Genomic DNA, 20,871 nt, shown 5'->3' with positions numbered 1-20,871 from the left:
CCGATGGTACTGCAGGGGGGACCCTGTGGGAGAGTAGGACGCCGCCGAACTCCTTTTACGGGAAAGCCCCGTGCCCTTGTGGCACGGGGCTTTTCTGCGTTCACAAGGTCTTGCGATACCCCCGTGCACCGGCCGGCGGTGGCCAAGGGTAAGGTCAGGGGGCATCATTGGCACGTTCTTCGCACAGGAGGCCCCCGGGTGGAGGTCCAGGAGACTCGGGTTCAGACGGACCGGGTACTCACCATCCCCAACATCCTCAGCATGGCTCGCCTTGTCGGGGTTCCGCTTTTCCTGTGGCTGATTCTTCGCCCTGTGTTCGGCGGCCCCCAAAGCGATGGCTGGGCCTTGCTGGTGCTGATGTTCAGTGGCATCAGCGACTACCTCGACGGTAAGCTCGCCCGCCGGTGGAACCAGATCAGCAGCCTTGGTCGGCTCCTGGACCCTGCTGCAGACCGCCTCTACATCCTCTCGACCCTCGTCGGCCTGACCTGGCGGGAGATCCTGCCGCTCTGGCTCACCGCAGCACTTCTGGCCCGCGAGCTGATGCTCCTCGTGATGGTGGGAATCCTTCGCCGCCACGGCTATCCGCCGCCCCAGGTGAACTTTCTGGGCAAGGCTGCCACGTTCAACTTGATGTACGCGTTCCCCTTGTTGCTGCTCAGCGACGGAAGTGGTTGGCTTGCATCGCTGGCCGCCATTTTCGGATGGGCGTTCGCAGGTTGGGGTACAACGCTCTATTGGTGGGCAGGGATCCTCTACGTGGTTCAGGTCCGCCGGCTCGTCAAGGCGGATGTAGCAGCCGATTGAGCTCGTTGATGCGGGTGCCGAGCAGTGTGGCCGGCCCGCCGCTGATGACCCGGGTGGTGCCCTGACGGGCGGAAGTCGGCTAAACCGTCGTCTCTGCAAGGAGGACGTTTCCGACATGAAGGCCGTCGTGATGGCTGGCGGCGAAGGCACTCGTCTTCGCCCCATGACCTCAAGCATGCCCAAGCCGCTTCTGCCCGTCGCCAATCGGCCGATCATGGAGCATGTGCTTCGGCTGCTCAAGCGGCACGGGCTCAATGAGACCGTCGTAACGGTCCAGTTTCTTGCCTCGTTGGTCAAGAACTACTTCGGGGACGGCGAAGAGCTCGGGATGGAGCTCAGTTATGCCAATGAGGAGAAACCGCTCGGCACTGCGGGAAGCGTGAAGAACGCCGAGGAAGCGCTGAAGGACGACACCTTCCTCGTTATTTCCGGTGACGCGCTAACCGATTTCGATCTCACCGACCTCATCGCCTTCCACAAGGAAAAGGGCGGGCTGGTGACAGTGTGCCTGACTCGTGTGCCGAATCCTCTGGAATTCGGCATCACTATCGTGGACGAGGCGGGCCAGGTCGAGCGTTTCCTGGAGAAGCCGACCTGGGGCCAGGTCTTCTCGGACACCGTCAATACGGGCATCTATGTCATGGAACCCGAGGTGTTCGACTATGTCGAGGCCGACGTCTCCGTGGACTGGTCCGGTGACGTCTTTCCACAGCTCATGAAGGAAGGAAGGCCCATCTATGGCTATGTCGCCGAGGGCTACTGGGAGGATGTCGGTACCCACGAGAGCTATGTGAAGGCCCAGGCAGACGTCCTTGAGCGCAAGGTCGACGTCGAGATCGACGGCTTCGAGATCTCGCCGGGTGTATGGGTCGCGGAAGGCGCGGAAGTACATCCCGACGCGGTACTGCGGGGACCTCTCTACATCGGGGACTACGCAAAGGTGGAAGCCGGAGCGGAGATTCGCGAGCACACGGTCATCGGGTCGAACGTCGTCGTGAAAAGCGGTGCTTTCCTGCACAAGGCAGTGGTTCACGACAACGTCTACATCGGCCAGCACAGCAATCTGCGCGGATGCGTGATCGGTAAGAATACCGACGTCATGCGGGCCGCCCGCATCGAGGACGGCGCGGTCATCGGAGACGAATGTCTGATCGGTGAAGAATCGATCATTCAGGGCAATGTTCGCGTCTACCCGTTCAAGACCATCGAGGCCGGCGCCTTCGTCAATACATCGGTGATCTGGGAATCTCGCGGACAGGCCCACCTCTTCGGGGCCCGCGGTGTGTCCGGGATCCTGAACGTCGAGATCACGCCGGAGCTGGCGGTCCGGCTCGCCGGAGCCTATGCCACGACCCTCAAGAAGGGCTCGACGGTCACCACCGCCCGTGACCACTCCCGCGGCGCCCGGGCGCTGAAGAGAGCGGTGATCTCGGCGCTCCAGGCCAGTGCCATCGATGTCCGTGACCTGGAGAACGTACCGCTGCCCGTCGCCCGCCAGCAGACGGCGAGGGGCAGCGCCGGAGGGATCATGATCCGTACGTCCCCCGGCGTGTCCGACTCGGTCGACATCATGTTCTTCGACGAGCGGGGCGCGGACCTCTCCCAGGCGCGGCAGCGGAAGTTGGACCGGGTCTACGCACGTCAGGAATACCGCCGTGCCTTCCCGGGGGAGATCGGGGACCTGCACTTTCCGTCCAGCGTCTTCGACTCGTACACCGGATCGCTGCTGCGGAACGTGGACACCGCGGGGATTGCCGACGCGGGCCTCAAGGTTGTCGTCGACGCCTCCAACGGCAGTGCCGGGCTTGTCCTGCCGAGCCTGCTGGGCAGGCTCGGCGTGGACGCGTTGACCATCAACCCCGGCCTCGACGAGTCGCGGCCCACCGAATCCGCCGAGACCCGGCGCTCAGGACTGGTGCGGTTGGGCGAGATCGTCTCCTCGGCACGGGCCGCGTTCGGCGTACGGTTCGACCCGGTGGGCGAGCGGCTCTCCCTGGTCGACGAACGGGGCAGGATCGTGGAGGACGACCGGGCGCTCCTGGTGATGCTCGACCTCGTGGCGGCCGAGCGGCGCAGCGGGCGGGTGGCGCTGCCGGTGACCACGACGCGGGTCGCCGAGCAGGTCGCGGCGTACCACGGCACGCAGGTCGCATGGACGACGACGTCGCCCGACGATCTGACGCGTGTGGGACGTGAGGAAGGCACCATCTTCGGTGGAGACGGTCGCGGTGGATTCATCGTTCCCGAATTCAGTAGCGTTTTCGACGGATCGGCTGCTTTCGTGAGACTCATCGGGCTCGTCGCCAGGACCCAGCTCACTCTCAGCCAGATCGATGCCCGTATTCCCCGTGCCCATGTCCTGCGTCGTGATCTGGCCACACCCTGGGCCGTCAAGGGCTTGGTCATGCGGCGGGTCGTGGAGGCCGCCGGTGACCGCAGTGTCGATACGACGGACGGTGTAAGGGTCGTGGAGGCCGATGGGCGATGGGTGATGGTGCTGCCGGACCCGGCCGAAGCGGTCACCCATTTGTGGGCTGAGGGTCCGGATGACGCCTCCGCTCAGGCGCTGCTGGACGAATGGGCGGCGGTCGTGGAGAGCGCAGGTCACTGAGGGTTCCACCGGTGTTCCCGGCGGCGTCCAGTGACGCCTTTGGGCACACCGGTGGGGCCATTCGGCGGTAGCAGTGGTGACGTGCGACGATGTGCGGCATGTCGCAGCAGCCCCCCGATCGGAGTATCGCCTCACCTCCTGCGCGTCCTGATGCGTCCATGTCGCTGCTGACCAATGTGATGGATCACAGCCTGGACGACGGATACGCCGAGGCATCGGCGCGTCGGAAGGCCGACGGGAGCGCGGGCATGCCCCGCACGCTCAAGTCGAGACTCGGCCTCGCCGCATGTCTGGTGCTTGCTGCACTTGTGGTCACACTCGGGGCCGCGCAGGCACGTGTCTCGGCGCCGGTCCTCGCCAAGGAGCGCCAGGAGTTGATCGATCGTATCGACGGGGAGACGGCGGCAGCCGACACTCTTGAGTCGCAGGTCGACAAGCTCCGGGACGACGTGGGCAGACGCCAGCGCAAGGCGTTGGAGAAGCACGGCGGGGACCAGGGGGAGCTGGTGGCACTGCTCGCCGGGGCGACCGCGGTGGAGGGGCCCGGCGTGAAACTCGTCGTCGACGACGCCAAGGACACCGACCAGGGCGGTGGCGGGCCGAGGGAGACCAGCGGATTCGCCGACACCGGGCGGGTCCGCGACCGGGACCTGCAACGGGTCGTCAATGGACTCTGGCAGTCCGGTGCGGAAGCGATTGCGATCAACGGGCAGCGTCTGACAGCCCTGTCGGCGATCCGTGCGGCCGGCGACGCCATACTGGTCGACAACAGACCGCTCGTGCCGCCGTACACGGTGCTGGCGGTGGGGAACGGGAAGCAGCTCAGCGCCGCATTCCAGGACAGTGCTGACGGCCAGTATCTGCAGGCGCTCAAGGACACCTTCGACATCCGGACAAGCATGTCCGTCCAGGAGAAGGTGAACCTCCCGGTTGCGCCGAGCCTGATCGTACGAACAGCAGAGCCTTATAAGGCCGCAGACACCGGCAGTGGTGCGGCAGACACAGGGAAGGGCACATCGTGATCGCCGTACTGGGCCTCGTCGTGGGAGTCGTGGTCGGACTGCTGGTCCGACCCGAGGTGCCGGCGGTGGTCGAGCCCTATCTTCCGATCGCCGTCGTTGCTGCCCTCGACGCAGTCTTCGGGGGTCTGCGGGCCATGCTCGACGGAATCTTCGTAGACAAGGTGTTCGTCGTGTCGTTCCTGTCGAACGTCGTCGTGGCCGCACTGATCGTGTTCCTGGGCGACAAGCTGGGCGTGGGAGCGCAACTCTCCACCGGTGTGGTGGTCGTGCTCGGGATCCGGATCTTCTCCAACGCCGCGGCCATCCGTCGGCACGTCTTCCGGGCCTGACGCCGATGAGCAACGAAGAACTTCCCAGCGACAAGGGGCGCATCGGCGAACAGCCGGCCGACGCCGCCAAGGAGCTCACCGGACGGCAGCGGCTGATCGCCGGACTGTGGCCGCCGCGGGTGACGCGAGCCCAACTCATTGTCGCGGTACTGCTGTTCGTCCTCGGCCTCGGGCTGGCCATTCAGGTGCGCTCGAACAGTGACAACAGCGCGCTGAGGGGTGCCCGCCAGGAGGACCTGGTCCGCATTCTTGATGAGCTGGACGACCGAACACAGCGTCTGGAGGACGAGAAGCAGCGTCTCGGCGCTCAGCGTACGGAGCTGGAGAACAGCTCCGACCAGGCTGAGGAGGCCCGTAAGCAGACGGTGGAGAAGGAGCGGCAACTCGGTATTCTCGCGGGCACCGTGGCGGCACACGGGCCTGGGATCACGCTCACCGTCAATGACCCGGGAGACGGGATCAAGGCGGACATGCTGCTCGACGCGCTGCAGGAGTTGCGTGCAGCGGGTGCCGAGGCGATTGAGGTCAACGGAGTGAGAGTGGTGGCCAATACGTTCTTCTCCGGTGATGGCGGCAACATCAAGGTTGACGGCCGTAAGATCACCGCGCCGTACGTGTTCAAGGTGATCGGCAAGCCCCAGGATCTGGAGCCGGCGCTGAACATCCCTGGCGGTGTGGTGCAGACATTGGAGAAGGAGCAGGCCACCGTGCATGTGGAGCAGGCCGATGACATCGTCGTGGACGTCTTGCGACCGGCGAAGCGGCCTGGCTACGCTCGGTCGTCATCCTCGTGAGGCCGCGTTACGGAGGGGTCGAAGGACACGGGCAGGAGGTTGCGGGGGGTCGCCGCATCGTAATGGTGGTGCGTGGTGGAAACTGTCGAGTGGATACGGACGTTGTGAAGATGTCCGGGTCGGCAGGTGTGTTCGTTCAGGGTTCGTCCTGCCCCACGGGCGGGTCTATTTCGGTCAAGGGGAATCGCCCGTGAAGTTGTTTGGGAAGTTGTTCGGCAAGAGCGCTCGCGATGAAGCTGCCCGCCATCGCGCACCGCGCCATGGCCAGGCAGAGGAGCAGGGCTCGGAGCGCCCGCTCTTCCGCGATCAGGTGTCCGGTTCGGGCAGTGACAATTCGGGCGCTTCCGGCGCGTCGTCTGTTGACCCTGCCGGTGCCGGCCGCATAGGTTTCTCGGAACCGTCAACCTCAAGTACGGGTGGAGGGTTCACCCCGAGGCAGGAGGGTTCGTCCATGCCGGTCTGTACGAGGTGCGGGCATCGCAACGCCGAGGCCAGTCGCTTCTGCTCCAACTGCGGCGCGCCGCTGAGGGGTGGAATTCCCGAGCGTGCCTCGGAGACGACCTCGACCATCTCCATCTCCGGTCTTGAGGCATACGAGGCAGAGACCACCGGGCAGACGCCCGTACCGTCCCTGTCGCCCGAGGCGCAGGCCGCAGTCGATGCGCTTCCGCTCGGCTCGGCACTCCTGGTGGTGCGACGTGGTCCGAACTCCGGCAGCCGCTTCCTGCTGGACGGTGAGCTGACCACAGCCGGCCGCCATCCGCAGAGCGACATCTTCCTCGACGACGTGACGGTGTCGCGGCGGCATGTGGAGTTCCACAGGAGCCCCGACGGCAGCTTCACGGTCGGGGACGTGGGCAGCCTGAACGGCACCTACGTCAACCGCGAGCGCATCGACTCCGTCGCCCTGTCCAACGGTGACGAAGTGCAGATCGGCAAGTACCGGCTGGTCTTCTACGCGAGCCAGCGGGGCATCTGACCCGTCAGGGAAGGTCCATGCTGAGAACACCGACGGGCGGTGCCGGTCACGGCACCGCCACCGCCGACGACCGCCCGATGAGTATCGGCACGGTGCTCCTGCAACTGCGGGACGAGTTTCCGGAAGTCACGATCTCCAAGATCCGCTTCCTGGAGGCCGAAGGTCTCATCGAGCCGCAGCGGACCCCCTCCGGCTATCGCAAGTTCCGTGGGGCCGACGTGGAGCGGCTGGCTCAGGTGCTGCGCATGCAGCGGGACCACTACCTCCCGCTGAAGGTCATTCGAGAGCATCTGGATGCCCTCGCCCGGGGCGAACAGTCCGCCCTGCCGTCCGGGGGCGACCCGCGGGATCCGACCGACGGCGGCTGGGGCGCCGGTCCCGGACGGGCGACCGCGGCCCGCATCGGCCGTGCCGAGCTGCTGGCGGCCGCCGAGGTCACCGAAAGTGACCTGGATGAGTGGGAGTCGTACGGCTTGGTCACTCCGACCACCGAGGGCGGTTACGACGCGGAAATGGTCACGGTGGCCAAGCTTGTGGCGGATCTGGGTCGATTCGGTCTGGAACCACGTCACCTGCGTGCCATTCGGGCGGCCGCAGACCGTGAGGCGGGACTTATCGAGCAGGTGGTCGCGCCCCTGCGCCGACACCGGAATCCGCAGACCAGGACACATGCGGAGGCCACCGCGAGGGAGCTCGCAGAGCTGTCCGTGCGGCTTCATTCGGCGCTTGTGCAGACCGCTCTGCGGGTCCGGCTCCACTGATCACGTCGGTGCCCGACTACCCAAACCTGCCGAGCACGTCCTAGGGTTGCTGTGTGAACGAGCTCGACGTTGTGGGTGTCCGGGTGGAAATGCCCTCCAACCAACCGATCGTGCTCCTGCGTGAAGTGGGAGGCGACCGGTACCTCCCCATTTGGATCGGTCCTGGTGAGGCGACCGCGATCGCCTTCGCCCAGCAGGGCATGGCTCCGGCCAGGCCGCTGACCCATGATCTCTTCAAGGATGTGCTTGAGGCCGTCGGCCAGGAGCTCACCGAGGTCCGTATCACGGACCTTCGGGAAGGGGTCTTCTACGCGGAGCTGGTCTTCGCCAGCGGGGTCGAGGTGAGCGCGCGGCCGTCCGACGCCATAGCGCTCGCACTGCGCACCGGAACGCCGATCTACGGCAGTGACGGGGTGCTCGACGATGCCGGCATCGCCATCCCGGACGAGCAGGAGGACGAGGTGGAGAAATTCCGCGAGTTCCTCGACCAGATCTCACCGGAGGACTTCGGTACCAACAGTCAGTAACCGTTCTACGGGGTCGCAGTCAGCGCATCCGACAAGCCTTTCCCGCTTGCGAGACTCGGGAAACCACTCTCAGGGTGATTATCACTCGGCGTGCCGAGTGTGGCGATCGTTGACGCACCCCGAGTGACTGCCTACCTTCGAGGTGGCAGGTCAAGGACGGAGGTCGGCGTGAGAAGCAGCGGCGACGGTACGGCAGCGGGTGGGCCGTATCCGCAGCAGGGGAGTACAGCCGGCCACACCATCAGGCAACCGGTTGAACCGGCGGCGGTGGCGGGGGGCGGCGTGGCATCGGCCAACGACATCGGCTATCGAGGGCCGACAGCTTGCGCGGCCGCGGGGATCACCTATCGGCAGCTCGACTACTGGGCGCGCACGGGGCTGGTCGAGCCGAGCGTGCGTCCGGCATACGGCTCGGGCACACAGCGGCTCTACAGCTTCCGGGACGTCGTCCTGCTGAAGATCGTGAAGCGTTTCCTGGACACGGGCGTCGCCCTGCAGAACATCCGCACCACGGTTCAGCATCTGCGGGCCCGCGGTTTCCAGGATCTTGAGCGGATGACGCTGATGAGCGACGGGGCGACGGTCTACGAGTGCTCCTCGCCCGACGAGGTCGTCGATCTGCTCCAGGGCGGCCAGGGGGTCTTCGGTATCGCCGTGGGTGTGGTGTGGCAGGACGTCGACGCCGCCCTGTCACAGCTGCACGGTGAGCGGGTGGACACCGGCGAGACGCTGGTCGGGAACAACCCCACCGATGAGCTCGCGCGTCGACGCAACCGCGCCGGCTGACCCGGCCGGGGAACCGGGCGCGGCGATTGTCAGTGCCGTAGGGCAGCATCGATTGATGTGAGAGCCGCGCCCACCATCCTGCACCTGGACATGGATGCCTTCTACGCCTCTGCCGAGCAGGCGGCGAAGCCCAGCCTGCGCGGCAAACCGGTCGTGGTGGGCGGGCTGGGACCGCGCGGAGTCGTCGCCACCGCGTCGTACGAGGCGCGGCGCTTCGGGGTGCACTCGGCGATGCCCATGGCGCAGGCGCGGCGGCTGGCTCCCAACGCGGCCTATCTGGTGCCCCGCTTCCTGCTGTACCGGACGGTCAGTGACCAGGTGATGGAGCTGCTGGGACGGCTCTCCCCGCTGGTGGAGCCGCTCAGCCTGGACGAGGCCTTTGTGGACCTCGAAGCGGGTGGCACGGCCGATGACACCGCTTCCGCGCTGGAGATCGGTGAGCAACTGCGTACGGCCATCAAGGCGGTCACAGGGCTCACCGGCTCGGTCGGGCTCGCCGGTTCCAAGATGCTGGCCAAGATCGCTTCCGAGGAGGCGAAACCGAACGGGCTGCTGCTCATAGAGCCGGGGACGGAGCGGGAGCTGCTCGCGCCCATGTCGGTACGGATCCTCCCCGGCGTCGGGCCCGCGACGGCGGACCATCTGCGCCGCGCCGGGATGACCCGGGTCAATGACCTGGTCGAGGCGGGTGAGGCGGAGCTCGTACGCCTGCTGGGGAAGGCGCACGGCGGCTCGCTGCACCGCATGGCGTTCGGGTACGACGACCGGCCCGTGGTAGCGGAGCGGGACGCGAAATCGGTGTCGGTGGAGGACACTTTCGACGCGGATCTGCACGACCGGGTGCGGGTCAGGACGGAGGTGGAACGGCTGGCCGACCGATGCGTCCAGCGACTGCGGGGCGCGGGGCGGTCCGGGCGGACGGTGGTGCTGAAGGTACGGCGGTACGACTTCTCCACGCTCACGAGGTCCGAGACGCTGCGTGGGCCCACGGACGACCCGGCAGTGGTCCGGGAGGCCGCCGCACGGCTCCTGGAGGCCGTGGACACCACCGGAGGGGTACGGCTCCTGGGGGTGGGTGTCACGGGGCTTGCCGACTACACGCAGGAAGACCTCTTCGCCCAGGCCGCCGGTGAGCAGGCCGCAACCGGGGAAGCGGCCGAGGAGGAGACAGCGGCGGGGGGCGACGGGGACAAACTGGTGGACGGTGCGCGGGAGGAGACCCGGGAGACCGCCGAGCAGCCGGCCGCACGGCGCTGGCCCGCCGGTCATGACGTACGTCATGACACCTACGGCCACGGCTGGGTGCAGGGCAGTGGTGTCGGCCGGGTGACGGTGCGGTTCGAGGAACCCGAATCGGCGCCCGGCCGGGTGCGTACGTTCCGCATCGACGATCCGGAACTGCAGCCGGCCGCACCGCTGCCGCTGGTGCGGAACCCGGTGGATTACTCGTCCTGGCCGGCCAGTCTGCCGAAATCCCTGTCCGGTCCGGTCTCCTCGGGCGGGGAGTCCAGACCGTAGTGCCGGTAGAGCTGGAGTTCCTGCTCCGGTGAGAGATGGCGGCCTACACCGAAGTCTGGTGCGTCCTTGATCAGTGCACGGTCGAAGGGGACGTGGAGCGAATCCTCCACGAATTCGCTGGGTTCCAGCGGGACGAACGCGTCCCGGCTGAACAGTCCGGTACGCACGGCCGCCCACTCGGGCACACCGGTCGCGTCGTCGAGGTACACCTCGTCCACGGTTCCGATCTTGGTGCCCTTGCGGTCGAATGCTTTGCGGCCGATCAGGCTGCGCGGATCGATGTCGGTCTGCACGGTCCCTCCCACTGGTCGCGGCTACTCCACAAGCACTACAGAAGTGCAGATCCGAGGGGTTGGCCACTCGAGAATTCCGCCGCGAACCCCGCTGGTAGGCTGGTGACGGCTGCTGACCCCGTGCGGGAGAGTCCTCCGGAGCGAATCCGAAGGCGCCGAAGGAGCAAATCCTCCCCGGAATCTCTCAGGCCCCCGTACCGCACGGACGAGGTCACTCTGGAAAGCAGGGCGGGTTTCGTGCGGCCGAGTGCCGGCGCGGTTCCCTTCCTCACCGACGGTGAAAGCCGGTACGCCGCAGGGCGCGCCGGTGAAGCTCTCAGGTTGAGATGACAGAGGGGGAGGCCGTTCGGGCACCCGCGCCGTGGTGCCCCTCGCAGGTCGTGACAGACCAGGAGGCCTCCACCATGACCCCCCGTCGCACTCCGCTCTCCCAGCTGGAGCAGGGCATTCCGTTCGAACAGCGCCACATCGGTCCCGATGCGGAGTCGCAGTCGAAGATGCTCGCTCAGATTGGTTACGGCTCGCTGGACGAGCTGACCGCGGCAGCGGTGCCCGATGTCATCAAGAGCGCGGAGGCGCTGCAGCTGCCGACCGCCCGCACCGAGGCCGAGGTCCTGGCAGAGCTGCGCTCCCTCGCCGACCGCAACCAGGTGCTGGCCCCGATGATCGGGCTCGGCTACTACGGCACCTTCACCCCGCCGGTGATCCTCCGCAACGTCATGGAGAACCCCGCCTGGTACACGGCCTACACGCCGTACCAGCCGGAGATCTCGCAGGGCCGTCTGGAGGCGCTCCTCAATTTCCAGACGATGGTCGCCGAGCTGACCGGGCTGCCCACCTCCGGCGCCTCCCTGCTCGACGAGGGCACCGCGGCCGCCGAGGCCATGGCGCTCTCGCGGCGTGTCGGCAAGGTCAAGAACGGTGTCTTCCTGGTCGACGCCGATGCTCTGCCGCAGACGATCGCCGTCATCGAGACCCGCGCCGAGCCGACCGGTGTCGAGGTCGTCGTCGCCGACCTCTCCGACGGCATCCCGGCGGAGATCGCCGAGCGCGGCGTCTTCGGTGTCCTGGTGCAGTACCCGGGCGTCTCCGGGGCGGTACGGAACATCAAGCCCGTCATCGATCAGGCCCACGAGCTCGGTGCGATCGTCACGGTCGCCGCCGATCTGCTGGCCCTGACCCTGCTCACCTCACCGGGCGACCTGGGCGCGGACATCGCGGTCGGTACCACGCAGCGCTTCGGTGTACCGATGGGCTTCGGGGGACCGCACGCCGGCTTCATGGCCGTACGCGAGAAGTTCGCCCGCAGCCTGCCGGGCCGCCTCGTCGGCGTTTCCGTCGATGCGGACGGCAACAAGGCATACCGGCTGGCCCTGCAGACCCGCGAGCAGCACATCCGCCGCGAGAAGGCCACCAGCAACATCTGTACCGCTCAGGTGCTGCTCGCTGTCATGGCCGGGATGTACGCCGTCTACCACGGCCCGGACGGGCTGCGGACGATCGCTCAGCGCACCCACCGCTACGCGACGATCCTGGCCGAGGGCCTGCGCGCCTCCGGCATCGACGTCGTGACCGGCGCCTACTTCGACACGCTCACCGTGCGTGTCCCGGGGAAGGCCGCCGATGTCGTGGCCGACGCCCGCGAGCGCGGTGTCAATCTGCGGCTCGTCGACGCAGACCTGGTCTCCCTCGCCTGCGACGAGACCACCACGCGTACGCAGATCGCCGCAGTCTGGGCCGCCTTCGGCGCCGACGGGGACATCGAGGCACTGGACGCCGCGACTGCCGACGCGCTGCCCGAGGGCCTGCTGCGCACCGACGAGATCCTCACCCACCCGGTCTTCCACCAGCACCGTTCCGAGACCGCGATGCTGCGCTACCTGCGCAGGCTCGCCGACCGGGACTACGCCCTGGACCGCGGAATGATCCCGCTCGGCTCCTGCACCATGAAACTGAACGCGACCACCGAGATGGAGTCGATCACCTGGCCCGAGTTCGGCGCACTGCACCCCTTCGCGCCGGCCGAGCAGGCGCAGGGCTTCCTCACCCTCATTCGTGAGCTTGAGGAGCGCCTTGCCGAGGTCACCGGGTACGACGCGGTCTCGATCCAGCCGAACGCCGGATCGCAGGGCGAGTTCGCAGGCCTCCTGGCCGTGCGTGCGTACCACCGGGCCAACGGCGACGACCAGCGGACCATCTGCCTCATCCCGTCCTCCGCGCACGGCACCAACGCCGCCAGCGCCGTGATGGCCGGCATGAAGGTCGTCGTGGTGAAGACCGCCGACGACGGCGAGGTCGACATCGAGGACCTCCGCGCCAAGATCGAGAAGCACCGCGACGAGCTCGCCGTGCTCATGATCACGTACCCGTCGACGCACGGTGTGTTCGAGGAGCACGTCGCCGACATCTGCGCCGAGGTGCACGACGCCGGCGGTCAGGTCTACGTCGACGGTGCCAACCTCAACGCGCTGGTCGGCCTCGCCAAGCCGGGACGGTTCGGCGGCGACGTCTCGCACCTGAACCTGCACAAGACCTTCTGCATCCCGCACGGCGGCGGCGGTCCCGGCGTCGGCCCGGTCGGTGTCCGCGCGCACCTTGCGCCGTACCTGCCGAACCACCCGCTGCAGCCCGCGGCGGGCCCCGAGACCGGTGTCGGACCGATTTCGGCCGCCCCGTGGGGCTCGGCCGGTATTCTCCCCATCTCCTGGGCGTACGTACGCCTGATGGGCGGGGAGGGTCTGAAGCGTGCGACGCAGGTCGCCGTACTCGCCGCCAACTACATTGCCAAGCGTCTCGAACCGCACTACCCGATCCTGTACAACGGCCCGGCCGGGCTCGTCGCGCACGAGTGCATCGTGGACCTGCGGCCGATCTCCAAGGCCACCGGCGTCAGCGTCGACGACATTGCCAAGCGTCTGATCGACTACGGCTTCCATTCGCCGACCATGTCGTTCCCGGTCGCCGGGACGCTGATGATCGAACCGACCGAGAGCGAGAACCTCGCGGAGCTCGACCGATTCTGCGACACGATGATCGCCATTCGTGGCGAGGTCGAGAAGGTGGCCTCCGGCGAGTGGAGCGCGGACGACAACCCGCTGAGCAACGCTCCGCACACCGCGGCGATGCTGGGCGGGGAGTGGGACCACGGCTACAGCCGTGAGGTGGCCGTCTTCCCGGCCGGCGTCTCGGCCGCCGACAAGTACTGGCCGCCGGTGCGCCGGATCGACGGTGCCTTCGGTGACCGCAACCTCGTCTGCTCCTGCCCGCCGCTGGACGAGTACGACAACTGAGGCATGAGCGGTAGGGCGTGACGCGGGCATGCGTCGGGGCCGGTTCGGAGTTCTCCGGGCCGGCCCCAGTTCGTACCGGCCGCAGTCAGGCGGCCCTCACCACCCGGCCGGCCTGAAGGGGCCGGTGCGGGGCGATGATCTGCCCGTCCGGGAGCAGCTCACCGGTGTCCTCGAAGAGCAGGACGCCGTTGCACAGCAGGCTCCAGCCCTGTTCCGGATGGTGTGCCGTCAGGCGGGCGGCCTCCCGGTCGGCTGAGTCGGCGGTCGGGCATGGTGGCTGGTGCTGGCACATGGATGGGTTCTTTCGCTGCGTTGTGGTGAATGTCCTGCGGCTCGATGAGGTGTTCATGGCCGCCCCCCGTATCGATCGATCGGTCCGGTCCCAGTGTTGCCCCACGGGCGTCATTCCGCAGGGATTTCGCAGCAGCACTTCTTCTTACTCCAAGGACGTGTCACCCGGCCGGACGGTTCATCGCAACTGCACTGTCACTTCGGGTGGTTCGGGGTGGCCGGACCGGGCTAGTCCAGATGGGCAGGATGTGCACCCCGCAGCGCTGTGCCCCACCACCAGGGACGTGGCGGGGCACAGCGCGGTGATGTGGGATGCGGCCGTCTTCAGGCCGGTGATCCGAGCAGGGGGCCGGTGCCCGGGGTGATGCGCAGCGTCATCACGCGGAGCAGATCGGCGACCCGGTGCGGGCGATGCGCCGCGATTCCCGGCGGTGCGGGTGCCAGCGGTACCAGGAGATCGACGGGGGCGAGTGCCCCGCCGGAGGCGTCGGCCTCGGTGTCGGCGTGCAGCCACAGCGCCAGCATGTAGAGCTCCGGGATGGACAGCAGCCGTGGCTGGTAGTGCGGTGTCACCGTCTCGGCCTGGCGCACGGCGAGTTCGGTCGAGGCGATGTAGGGGCCCTCGAAGAAGTGCGAGAAGGTCCAGCCGTCCGGAGTGAGCATGGTGTCTGCCGCGGCGACGGCCTGCTCCGAGCTGCGGATCAGGAACCGCCACGCGGCAAGCCGAGTGGCGGGTGCGAGTCCGTTCGGGCCGATCCGGTCCAGTACATGGACGGGAAGCGGGAGTTCGGGGCTCAGCGGTCCCTGGGCGGCTCGGAGGGCAGGTGTGCGGGCCTCGCGGACTGCGGTGGGTGAACCGAGTGCCGCGAGAACGCTGCGCAGAGCGGGCGCGGGAGCCGGGGGAACATGAAGCGGCATAGTGGGTCGCCTCTCACTTCGGAGACACGGTGATGCGTGGGCGGGTGCAGACGGCGCTGTCGGCGTGCGGGGCCAGAGGAGGCCGGTGACTGGGCCGGTGCGTCAACTCTCTGCCTCGTCCGCGAAGTTTATACGACACGTGTTCACGCAGTGATTCCACTAGCCGTCGCAGCTATTGCCGACAAGGCGGTATCAGGACTTTATTATGCGGAGTTTCTGCTGATTCGTCGTCAGCGGCGCAGCCACCGCCAGGGATTTTTCCCTGGACGCGGTCGGCCGAAACGCGTCGGCGTTTTCACTGTGCGCCGGGCCGTGGAACTGCGCACTGCTCCATGCCGAGGGAATGTGCCCCGGACGGCCGCCCTCAGATTACTGGGTGCGCGGCGTTCCTGGGGGCGTTATGGATCACCCGGCCTGGGCATTATCGATCGTGACGCGAGCGGCCTGGGCCGCGGGCCGCCCACTCGAGGGAGGGACGCTTCGATGGGGGAGAAGGTCGTGGCGGGCGCCTTTGATCTGTCCGATCGGCAGAAGTACCGGAGGAAGCTTCACCAGTGCCTGGAGGGGCTGGAGAGGCTCCTGGCGGAGCGGAGGTTCGACCGCCCCCGCAACCTCATGGGCATGGAGATCGAGCTGAATCTGGCAGGCGCCGACGGCATGCCGAAGATGATGAATGGGGAGGTGCTCCCGCGCATCGCGAGCCGTGATTTCCAGACCGAACTCGGGATGTTCAATTTGGAGGTGAACATAGTCCCGCACCACCTGGACGGACGCGTTTTCGATCAGCTGGCGGAAGAGCTCAGGACCGGCCTCGGATATGCCCATCGGAAGGCGGGCGAGGTCGATGCCGGGATCATGATGATCGGAATTCTGCCCACCCTGGGCCGTCAGGACCTCGTTGCGGCGAACCTCTCGGACGTGGACCGCTACGCACTGCTGAATGATCAAATGGTGGCTGCGCGGGGCGAGGATTTCTCCCTCGATATCCAAGGGGTGGAACGATTGGTCTCTACCTCCTCCTCGATCACTCCCGAGGCCGCCTGCACATCGGTCCAGCTGCATCTGCAGGTGACACCGGCGCGCTTCGCGGCCGTATGGAACGCGGCCCAGGCCGTCGCCGGGATCCAGATCGCCCTCGGCGCCAACTCGCCCTTCCTGCTCGGCAGGGAACTGTGGCGGGAATCGCGGCCGCCGCTCTTCCAGCAGGCCACGGACACCAGGCCGCCCGAGCTCCAGAACCAGGGGGTGCGGCCCAGAACCTGGTTCGGCGAGCGGTGGGTCGGCTCGGCGTACGAGCTCTTCGCGGAGAATTTGCGTTACTTTCCCCCGCTGCTGCCGATCTGTGACAAGGAGGACCCGCTGCGGGTGCTCGACGACGGCGGGGTGCCGCGGCTGCAGGAGCTCGTGCTCCACAACGGCACGGTCTACCGCTGGAACCGGCCCGTGTACGGGCTGGCCGACGGCGTACCCCATCTGCGGGTGGAGAACCGGGTCCTGCCCGCCGGCCCCACCGTCACCGATGTGATTGCCAACGCCGCCCTCTACTACGGGCTCGTGCGGGCGCTCGCCGAGGAATCCCGTCCGGTGTGGACCAGGCTCCCGTTCGCAGCAGCGGCCGAGAACTTCGACACCGCCTGCCGCCACGGAATCGACGCGGAACTGATCTGGCCCCGTCCCGGCCGTTCGGGCGGGCTGACCCGGGTGCCGGCGGTCAAGCTCGTACGGGACGAATTGCTGCCGCTGGCCGCTGCGGGGCTCGATGCCTGGAACATCGAGCCCGCGGACCGCGACCGCTACCTCGGGGTCATCGAGGAGCGCTGCAGGCGGCGGGTGAATGGAGCGTCCTGGCAGGTGGACACTTACCACCGGGCACGGGAGGCCGGACTCGACCGGCATGCGGCACTGGCCGCGACCACCCGCCGGTACGCCGAGCTGATGCACAGCGGCGAGTCCGTGCACAACTGGCCGACGGGTGTCCCCGCACTGTGACCCGTCGTGGCGGGCGCCGCCAACCGCTGCCGTTCCCGACCGCGCCGGGCGTTACTCCTGGGCGGCGTGGTTGCTCTGCCCGGCCGTCATGACGGCCTGCAGAATCACGGCCTGGATCTCGGCAGGGTCGGTGACCTGGTAGCCCCCGCCGCCGGTGACCTTCGCCATCTCGTTCACCTCTTCGCGGTCGGCCTCGGGGCCGACCGCGATGGCGAGGAGCGGCACCGGACGTTCCGGGTCGGCGATCCGCTTCAGTTCCGCGACCAGGGCACTGCGGGAGATGGAGCGGTTGTCCTGGTTCGAGCCGTCGGTGAGGATCACCACAGCGTTGAACTTGCCCTTCACATACGTTGCCTGGGCATCCTTGTACGCGGCCAGAGTGGTGTCGTACAGACCGGTCGCGCCGCCTGGCACCGGCTGCAGCGCGGAGAAGGCCGCGGCGAGCCTCTCGCGGTGGGTGCCGCCGCCCTTCGCCGGGTCCCCGAGTCGGCTCGTCGGCATCAGCTTGCGGTAGTCCTTGTCGCCGTCGAGCGTGGTGGCGAACTCCCAGAGCCCGATCTCGTCGTTCGGGGTGAACTGGTTGAGGGCCTGGATCAGGGACGCCTTCGTGACGTCCATCCGGGACTGGTCGCGCCCCGGCACGATCGTGGCCATCGAACCCGAGGCATCGACGACCGTCGTCAGCCGGGCGCTCTGCACCGTGATCGTCCACATGCCGAGCGTCTGCTGGAGCGCCTCGGCGGACGGCGCTGCGGCGGCCGCGGTGGCGTACGGCTGGGGCTTCCTGCCGCCCGCCGATGCGACCACCGACTCCCCGGCCGTCCCGTCGACGTTTCTGAAGCCGTGCTCCTTCAGGATGGTTTGCGCGCCCGGCTCATTCAGCAGTGTCATGAACCGCAGGGCCGCCCGGCCCTCGGAGGTGCTCATCCTGGTCTCGTTCACCAGCGTGTACGGATAGTCGAGCAGCGGGGTGCCGTCCTTGGGGTAGAAGAGATCGAGCCTTCCACCGTCGGTCGACTCCGCGTTGTGGGCGAACGCGGCCTGCTCGGAGAGGAGCACCGCCTGGTTGCGCTCCGGACTGCCCTGCTCGGCGCCCGAATCGTCCTGCGTCAGCGTTTCGAGCACCTGGGTGTCACCGTCCGACATACGCTGCGCCAGCAGCTTGGCAGTCGCCGCGACTCCGGTGTCGCTGTCGCCGCCCTGTTTCTCGGAGGAAGCGCCGATGCTGGAGAGCGCGAGCAGGCCGGTGGCACTGCGTGCCGGGTCGGCCGCGCCGAGACGCACCTTGTCCGAGTCCATGGCCGCGGCCGTCAACTCGGCCCAGGAGTACTTCTTCTTCGGCCAGCCGAGGCTCTTGGCCGCCGACGGCACCGTGGCCAGGGTGACGGGGGAGGAGGCGACGGAATCGCCGGGGGTGATCGGGATGCCGTCACCGGAGCCCTTGGCCCGGTCGAGCCAGAGGTCGGAGTCGGGCAGCCAGATCTGGTAGTCCGGGGTACGGGTGCCGGAGGAGAGAGCATCGGCGACCTTGTAGGAATCGCGGGCCACCACCCGCACGTACAGACAGCGGCCGTCGGATTTCAGGTGGTCCTTGCGCGCCTTGTCGGCGACGGCACGTACGGCGGGGGCGATGTCCGGTGAGGCCATCATGGAAAGGCGTACGGCGGAGTCCTCGCAGGACTTCGAGAACGACAGCAGGCCGCCCTGCACCGCGACCGCCGTTCCCGCCGCCACCGCGAGGACGAGCGTGGTCGCGATTGCTACGGTCCGCCGACGGCGCGGCGGCGGACCATCCCCGCTCCCCTCGGTCGCGTAGTCGTCGGGCAAGCTGTGACGTCCCATGACGGTGGTGCCCCTCCTTGAGGATGAACAAGGAAAAGGGGGACCACACCATCGCCAATGGCGGGTGTCCCCCGGCCTGTCGCGCATGATCTTCGTACCTGTATTCGAGACCTTAGCGGGACGGGGAGCGGGATGGGGCGTGAATGCACAACTCAAGGCAGGTGTACAGGTGGAGGCGGGGTACGTGGCTGAATCTTTCGCCCAAGAGGCTGTGTCGCGACGGATCTTGCGGTCTGAAACGGTGCTGGTACTGGCTCTCTCACTGGGCGCCAGCGGGGTGTCTGCCCTGATCAGTTTTGTCGGATCACTGACGAAACCAGGGGGTTTGAAAGAACAGGCCGCGACGCTCAACAGTTCGTACGCACCGGGGCGTCCATGGCTGGATCTCGCCTGGCAGCTCTTCGGAATCGCGACGGCTCTGGTGCCCGTCGCCCTCGTCGCGCATCTGTTGATGAGGGAGGGGGCCGGCCTGCGAGCCATCGGTTTCGACCGGACCGGGCCATGGGCGGATCTGGGGCGCGGCACGATGGTCGCGGCGGGTATCGGAAGTGCCGGACTTGCCTTCTATCTGGTGGCGCGGGCGGCCGGCTTCAATCTGACCGTGGTCCCGGAATCACTGCCCGATGTGTGGTGGAAATTCCCGGTCCTGATCCTTTCCGCGCTCCAGAACTCCGTGGTGGAGGAAGTGATCGTCGTCGGGTATCTGCTTCGCAGACTCGGGCAGTTGGGGTGGACGCCGATGGCGGCCCTGGTGGCGAGTTCGGTGCTGCGTGGCTCGTACCACCTGTATCAGGGTATCGGCGGCTTCATCGGCAACATGGTGATGGGTGTTGTCTTCGTGCTGCTGTACCGGCGCTGGGGCCGGGTCGGTCCGCTGGTCGCGGCGCATGCGCTGCTCGACATCGGGGCATTTGTCGGTTACGCCCTGCTGGCGGGGAAGGTGGGGTGGCTGCCCACGCCGTGAGTGGGGTGGGACGTCGCTGTGTGGTGTTCGCCGACGGGGGCGCACGGGAGTGGTCCTTGGCCGGTGTTCGGCGCAGAGGGCGTACGGGACTGGTTCGTACGTCCTCTGCGCTGTCATCGGGAGGCTCAGGGCGCCGTGAGCAGTTCGCCGTCGATGACCGTCACGGCGTTGCCGGTCAGCAGGGTGCGGTCGCCGCGCAGCGAGGTGCGGACCAGACCGGGACGGGCGGAGGCCTGTAGCCCGGTCAGCTCGTCACGACCGAAGCGGGCCGACCAGAAGGGGGCCAGCGCGGTGTGGGCGCTGCCGGTCACCGGGTCCTCGTCGATCCCGACGCGTGGGAAGAAGCCGCGGGAGACGAAGTCGTAGCCGCGGGCGGGGTCCTCGGCGGCGGCTGTGGCGATGATGCCCCGTCGGGAGAGTCGGCTCAGTGAGGCGAGATCCGGGGTCAGTCCTCGTACGGTCGCCTCGTCGGCCAGTTCGACGACCAGGTCGCCGATGTGAGGGCCGGTGTCGTGTACGGAGAGCGGTTCCGCGCCCAGGGCGACTGCCAGCCCGGCCGGGGCGGTCTCCGGTGTCAGTGGGGCTGTGGGGAAGTCGAGCGTGACCGTGCCCTCGGGGTGGGCGGTCGCGGTGAGGATGCCGCACCGCGTTGCGAAACGCACCGTGCCGCTCGCCGCCCGGGTGGTGTGCAGGACGTGTGCGGTCGCGAGGGTGGCATGCCCGCACATGTCGACCTCGGTGGTCGGGGTGAACCAGCGCAGCGCCCAGTCCGCGTCGCCGCCCGGCGGCAGCGGGTGGGCGAAAGCGGTCTCGGAGAGGTTCAGCTCCATGGCGATCCGCTGGAGCTGTTCGTCGTCGGCAAAGGCGTCGGAGTCCAGCAGCAGGACTCCCGCCGGGTTGCCGGTGAAGGGGCGGTCGGTGAATGTATCGACGATTCGGATCCTCATGACGTGACCGTACGTGCGGCGGAAAACCGCAGGCCAAGGCCAATTCCGTGTCGCTGGACCGAAAAGCCCGGCCGGTGACGGGGACTTTGATCGTCTGCCACCGATCCCGGGTGCCGCTCTGTCCGTCAGGCCGTGAGTGCCGGGCGTGATGCGATGGACCGTGGGTGTCAGAGGCGGGCGGTACGTTTCGCACATCGGAACGA

Annotated in this window: 18 protein-coding genes and 1 riboswitch; of the genes, 13 read left to right on the top strand and 5 right to left on the bottom strand. The window is 67.6% G+C overall.

Features of this window, described 5'->3' with window-relative positions:
• Positions 1–198: 198 nt before the first annotated feature.
• The 10 genes from clsA (at position 199) to IEZ15_RS33845 (ending at position 10,134) form a co-directional block, all read left to right on the top strand.
• Positions 199–807, top strand: coding sequence for a cardiolipin synthase ClsA (clsA, locus tag IEZ15_RS33890; protein ID WP_189280773.1), 609 nt, complete (start codon positions 199–201; stop codon positions 805–807).
• A 115-nt stretch (positions 808–922) separates the two neighbouring features.
• Complete coding sequence (locus tag IEZ15_RS33885) at positions 923–3,418, top strand: mannose-1-phosphate guanyltransferase (RefSeq protein ID WP_189280772.1); 2,496 nt, start codon at positions 923–925, stop codon at positions 3,416–3,418.
• A 98-nt stretch (positions 3,419–3,516) separates the two neighbouring features.
• On the top strand, positions 3,517–4,440 hold the full coding sequence (locus IEZ15_RS33880) for a DUF881 domain-containing protein (RefSeq protein WP_189280771.1): 924 nt from the start codon (positions 3,517–3,519) through the stop codon (positions 4,438–4,440).
• Positions 4,437–4,769 (top strand): small basic family protein, encoded by a 333-nt coding sequence (locus IEZ15_RS33875; protein ID WP_003970459.1) that lies wholly within the window; start codon positions 4,437–4,439, stop codon positions 4,767–4,769. Before IEZ15_RS33880 ends, IEZ15_RS33875 begins: the two co-directional genes overlap by 4 nt.
• A 5-nt stretch (positions 4,770–4,774) precedes the next feature.
• Positions 4,775–5,563: a DUF881 domain-containing protein gene (locus IEZ15_RS33870; RefSeq protein WP_189280770.1), complete on the top strand. Its 789-nt coding sequence runs from the start codon at positions 4,775–4,777 to the stop codon at positions 5,561–5,563.
• Positions 5,564–5,753: 190 nt separating this feature from the next.
• A complete protein-coding gene (locus tag IEZ15_RS33865) occupies positions 5,754–6,542 on the top strand; it encodes an FHA domain-containing protein (protein ID WP_114243404.1) in 789 nt (262 codons plus the stop codon).
• Between the two features lie 17 nt (positions 6,543–6,559).
• The gene (gene ftsR / locus IEZ15_RS33860) at positions 6,560–7,303 is read left to right on the top strand and encodes a transcriptional regulator FtsR (RefSeq protein WP_189280769.1); all 744 of its coding nucleotides are present in this window, start codon (positions 6,560–6,562) and stop codon (positions 7,301–7,303) included.
• Positions 7,304–7,356: 53 nt separating this feature from the next.
• Positions 7,357–7,830: a bifunctional nuclease family protein gene (locus IEZ15_RS33855; protein ID WP_006123076.1), complete on the top strand. Its 474-nt coding sequence runs from the start codon at positions 7,357–7,359 to the stop codon at positions 7,828–7,830.
• Positions 7,831–7,998: 168 nt separating this feature from the next.
• Complete coding sequence (locus IEZ15_RS33850) at positions 7,999–8,616, top strand: MerR family transcriptional regulator (protein WP_189280768.1); 618 nt, start codon at positions 7,999–8,001, stop codon at positions 8,614–8,616.
• 57 nt (positions 8,617–8,673) lie between these two features.
• Complete coding sequence (locus tag IEZ15_RS33845) at positions 8,674–10,134, top strand: DNA polymerase IV (protein WP_189280767.1); 1,461 nt, start codon at positions 8,674–8,676, stop codon at positions 10,132–10,134.
• Here the strand turns inward: IEZ15_RS33845 and IEZ15_RS33840 are convergent.
• The gene (locus IEZ15_RS33840) at positions 10,059–10,427 is read right to left on the bottom strand and encodes a PRC-barrel domain-containing protein (protein WP_114248877.1); all 369 of its coding nucleotides are present in this window, start codon (positions 10,425–10,427) and stop codon (positions 10,059–10,061) included. The genes IEZ15_RS33845 and IEZ15_RS33840 overlap by 76 nt on opposite strands.
• Positions 10,428–10,540: 113 nt before the next feature.
• Positions 10,541–10,637: riboswitch (glycine riboswitch) on the top strand.
• Positions 10,638–10,831: 194 nt separating this feature from the next.
• Here IEZ15_RS33840 and gcvP point away from each other — a divergent pair.
• Positions 10,832–13,717 carry an aminomethyl-transferring glycine dehydrogenase gene (gene gcvP, locus IEZ15_RS33835; protein WP_189280766.1) on the top strand — a complete coding sequence of 962 codons (2,886 nt, stop codon included), beginning with the start codon at positions 10,832–10,834 and terminating at the stop codon, positions 13,715–13,717.
• 85 nt (positions 13,718–13,802) lie between these two features.
• On the opposite strand, the gene IEZ15_RS33830 is transcribed toward gcvP, so the two are convergent.
• Together IEZ15_RS33830 and IEZ15_RS33825 are read right to left on the bottom strand one after the other, a co-directional pair.
• Positions 13,803–14,009 carry a DUF5999 family protein gene (locus tag IEZ15_RS33830; protein WP_114243399.1) on the bottom strand — a complete coding sequence of 69 codons (207 nt, stop codon included), beginning with the start codon at positions 14,007–14,009 and terminating at the stop codon, positions 13,803–13,805.
• 323 nt (positions 14,010–14,332) lie between these two features.
• Complete coding sequence (locus IEZ15_RS33825) at positions 14,333–14,926, bottom strand: hypothetical protein (RefSeq protein WP_114243398.1); 594 nt, start codon at positions 14,924–14,926, stop codon at positions 14,333–14,335.
• Positions 14,927–15,409: 483 nt separating this feature from the next.
• On the opposite strand from IEZ15_RS33825, the gene IEZ15_RS33820 reads away from it, so the two are divergent.
• Positions 15,410–16,915, top strand: coding sequence for a glutamate-cysteine ligase family protein (locus IEZ15_RS33820; protein WP_189280764.1), 1,506 nt, complete (start codon positions 15,410–15,412; stop codon positions 16,913–16,915).
• A gap of 51 nt (positions 16,916–16,966) precedes the next feature.
• Here IEZ15_RS33820 and IEZ15_RS33815 read toward each other — a convergent pair whose 3' ends face one another.
• On the bottom strand, positions 16,967–18,757 hold the full coding sequence (locus IEZ15_RS33815; protein ID WP_189280763.1) for a substrate-binding and VWA domain-containing protein: 1,791 nt from the start codon (positions 18,755–18,757) through the stop codon (positions 16,967–16,969).
• A gap of 184 nt (positions 18,758–18,941) precedes the next feature.
• Between IEZ15_RS33815 and IEZ15_RS33810 the strand changes: the two genes are divergently transcribed.
• Entirely contained in the window at positions 18,942–19,721 is a 780-nt protein-coding gene (locus tag IEZ15_RS33810) for a CPBP family intramembrane glutamic endopeptidase (protein WP_189280776.1), read from the top strand.
• 125 nt (positions 19,722–19,846) lie between these two features.
• On the opposite strand, the gene IEZ15_RS33805 is transcribed toward IEZ15_RS33810, so the two are convergent.
• The gene (locus tag IEZ15_RS33805) at positions 19,847–20,668 is read right to left on the bottom strand and encodes a PhzF family phenazine biosynthesis protein (RefSeq protein ID WP_189280762.1); all 822 of its coding nucleotides are present in this window, start codon (positions 20,666–20,668) and stop codon (positions 19,847–19,849) included.
• Positions 20,669–20,871: the final 203 nt, after the last annotated feature.

Origin of the sequence: Streptomyces atratus (assembly GCF_014648655.1) — a bacterium.
GTDB lineage: Bacteria > Actinomycetota > Actinomycetes > Streptomycetales > Streptomycetaceae > Streptomyces > Streptomyces atratus.
Note: the sequence above shows the minus strand (reverse complement) of the source record. Positions and strands in the feature narration are given on the sequence as shown.

Bases quoted from the DNA above. Each gene is read 5' to 3' on its own strand.
- gcvP (WP_189280766.1), top strand. From the start codon at position 10,832: ATGACCCCCCGTCGCACTCCGCTCTCCCAGCTGGAGCAGGGCATTCCG.
- IEZ15_RS33815 (WP_189280763.1), bottom strand. From the start codon at position 18,757: ATGGGACGTCACAGCTTGCCCGACGACTACGCGACCGAGGGGAGCGGG.
- IEZ15_RS33880 (WP_189280771.1), top strand. From the start codon at position 3,517: ATGTCGCAGCAGCCCCCCGATCGGAGTATCGCCTCACCTCCTGCGCGT.
- IEZ15_RS33825 (WP_114243398.1), bottom strand. From the start codon at position 14,926: ATGCCGCTTCATGTTCCCCCGGCTCCCGCGCCCGCTCTGCGCAGCGTT.
- IEZ15_RS33870 (WP_189280770.1), top strand. From the start codon at position 4,775: ATGAGCAACGAAGAACTTCCCAGCGACAAGGGGCGCATCGGCGAACAG.
- IEZ15_RS33820 (WP_189280764.1), top strand. From the start codon at position 15,410: ATGGGGGAGAAGGTCGTGGCGGGCGCCTTTGATCTGTCCGATCGGCAG.
- IEZ15_RS33830 (WP_114243399.1), bottom strand. From the start codon at position 14,009: ATGTGCCAGCACCAGCCACCATGCCCGACCGCCGACTCAGCCGACCGG.
- IEZ15_RS33885 (WP_189280772.1), top strand. From the start codon at position 923: ATGAAGGCCGTCGTGATGGCTGGCGGCGAAGGCACTCGTCTTCGCCCC.
- IEZ15_RS33805 (WP_189280762.1), bottom strand. From the start codon at position 20,668: ATGAGGATCCGAATCGTCGATACATTCACCGACCGCCCCTTCACCGGC.
- ftsR (WP_189280769.1), top strand. From the start codon at position 6,560: ATGCTGAGAACACCGACGGGCGGTGCCGGTCACGGCACCGCCACCGCC.